Source organism: Maribrevibacterium harenarium (assembly GCF_006385675.1).
In the GTDB taxonomy this organism is placed as follows: Bacteria; Pseudomonadota; Gammaproteobacteria; order Pseudomonadales; family Marinomonadaceae; genus Marinomonas; species Marinomonas harenarium.
In genome coordinates, this window is record NZ_VFRR01000142.1 from 1 (window position 1) to 531 (window position 531).

The following is a 531-nucleotide window of genomic DNA, read 5'->3' on the forward strand; positions in this document are numbered from 1 at the left end:
TCTTCAGTGGTCCACCGAATGCGATTTCCGTCTGCATCTGTTGAAGTTGGGCGACGACGGCTTCTGAGCCTTTACCGGCCTCACATTCAAGGCACAAAAACACCTGCCTTAACAGTTGCTCCAGGAGATTGCATTGTTCATCGTAATGTTGCCACTGGTACTCTTCCACGGTCCGTTTCTGTTTTTTCAGGTAAAGGCAGAGGGTCTGGATATCCCTGTCATTCATGACCTTCAATGCCTGTTGTCTGACTACTGAGAAGGGTTGATTATCATCAATGTTCTCATCCACAAACAGATGCAGTAACTCTGCCGCTTTCGTGACATTGTCCGCGGCTGACTGCCAGGACAGGAACACTGCTTGTTGTGCAAAGGTGTTGGCAGCTTCTTGTTGCTTGCGGATATGGTAAATGAACCCATCAGTTAACCGTTCCAGTGCCAGTTGTATCCGCTCTGTCAGGTGACATAGCAACCATAGATGCTGCTGTGCGCGTTTGAATCGTTTGAGTTTACTACCGTAATAGTTGATGAGCT

Annotated in this window: 1 pseudogene; it reads right to left on the bottom strand. The window is 48.0% G+C overall.

Annotated elements, in window-relative coordinates:
• Positions 1-531: pseudogene (locus tag FJM67_RS17445) on the bottom strand (Tn3 family transposase); the annotation flags it as partial.